Here is a 2,066-nt window from a genome sequence, read left to right as displayed (position 1 = left end):
GCCCGCACCGGGGCCGGCGGGCCGGCGGTACAGGAAACGTTGTCGGTTCTGCAGCGCGCGAATGCCACATTTTTGCGATTGCGAGCCATGGCGCCGGACGCGGTCGCCGAAATGGTCTGCGACGCGGTGCGGGCGACAGCGGATGCGTCTCTATTGAATCTGGCTGCCAAAGCGCACGGCAATCCGTTCCTTGTCAGTGAGCTGGTGGAGGGCCTGGGCGAGGAAGACCGACTGAACGTCAGCGGCGGGCGGGTGGTGGCCAGTGGAGATGCGCTGCCGCGACGGCTGGGCGTCGGTATGCAGCAGCGACTGGACCTGCTCTCCGATAGTGCTTCGGAGGTGGTGCGGGTGGCCGGAGTGCTGCCGGACCGGTTCTCGGCAGGCTTGCTGGCCGCGATGCTGGACCGTCAGCCGGTTTCGTTGCTGTCGGCGCTCGAGGAGGCGGTGCGCGGGGATCTTTTCGTCGACGACGGTGAGCGGTTGAGGTTTCGGCATGACTTGCTGCGCGAGGCCACTCGCCAGTCCTTGCCGCAGTCGCTGCGGCGGGCGATGGAGCGCCAGTCGGCGTCGGTGATGCTGAGTATCGGCGCGACCCCGGCCGAGGTGGCCACCCAGCTGGCACGCAGCGCCGAGCCGGGGGACCGGGAGGCGATCGAGGCACTACGGCAGGCTGCCCAGTCGGTTGGCCGCGGCGATGCAAGTGGGGCCGCGGATTTGAGCAAGCGGGCGCTGGAGCTGTTGCCCGCCAACGACGCCGAGCGCGGATCCCTGGTCGCGGAAACGGTGGAGTGGCTCAACAGGGCCAGCCGCCACGGCGAGGCCGAAGAATTGGCCGTCGTGGCGCTCTCAGAGGCGATCTCGCCCGAGGTCGAGGCCGAGATCCGTCTTCGGCTCCCGGCGCACACCAAGCACAGCACCCAGTGGCGGGCGGAGGAGAATCGCCGAGCGCTCGAGTTGAGCGACATCAGCGAAGTCACTCGGGCGCGGCATCTCGCGTGGCTGGCCTACAACCTTGTGTTGCAGGACAAAAAGGGACAACAGCGCACGGCAGCCGACGAGGCTGCTGCCGCCGCGGCAGCCACCGGCGATCTCGAGGCCACCATCATGACCGAGGTCACCCTCGCTTTGCTCGACGTTGGTGAGGGGCACAGGGTCCGCGCGCTAGGCCGCCTAGAACAGCTCTGTTCGCTCGGCTACACGAATGATGCGGCCTTGGCGCATCACTATGCCGCCATGTATTACGCAATCCTGCTCGCAGTGTTTGGCCGGTTGGACGACGCGACGACCCGGGTCGCCGACGGTGTAGGGCAAGCGCGCCGGGAAGGCAACGCGATGGTCCTCAATATGTGGACTGTCATTGGTGGGATTTTTCACCTCGCTGCGGGCCGGTTGTCGACCGCTCGCCACGCGGCTGACCCCCTACCGCCACCCCAGCCCACAGGCGTGGGTGAGCCGGACCTGCTGCGCATCGTAATTATGGCTTCGGTGGCGGTCCGCACGGATGACCGAAACTTGTTGCAGCAGATGGCCAATGACGCACGTGATGCCTACTTCAGCGGCTCACCTGCCATCCGTCGAGGAGCGGCGTATGTGCTCGCGCTGGCGGCGTGGCAGCGCGACGACGTTCATGAATCGGTGCGCTGGCTCGGCGGCGATATCGCCCTACTCGGAACACCACTGCAGGTCTATGCCTTAGATCGGCTGATCTTGAGTGCGCAGGTGGCCTCTGCCGCCGGTGATGCCGGGTTGCGCGCACGGGTCCTGCAGGCCACCGAAGTGCTGGAGTGCGAGCAGCCCGCGGCGCCTCTGTTGGCAGGGGTGGCCGGATATGCCCGCGGGATCCTCGAGCGTGACACCCAAGCATTGCTAGCTGCCGCGGAGTTGCTTCATTCGTCGTCGCGGCCGCTTCTTTACGCAAGCGCCGCCGAGGACGCCGGCGCCGAGCTGAGTCGCGCACAGTGCAACGCTGAGGCGCTCGAGCAACTCAATGCGGCGTTCGACACCTACGTCGAGTGCGGGGCGACTGCCGATGCCCGCCGGGTGGGGCGCGCCTTGCGCCGACTAGG

At 67.3% G+C, this 2,066-nt stretch carries 1 protein-coding gene; it reads left to right on the top strand.

The annotated features are described in order from the left end of the window. Window positions 1–2,066 (top strand): ATP-binding protein (locus ACZYVJ_RS25725; protein ID WP_463834071.1); only part of this gene is annotated, 2,066 nt, incomplete at both ends.

This window comes from Mycobacterium sp. IDUB_3, from assembly GCF_055419585.1.
The sequence above is the reverse complement of the archived record's forward strand: the minus strand, read 5'-3'. Positions and strand labels throughout refer to the sequence as shown.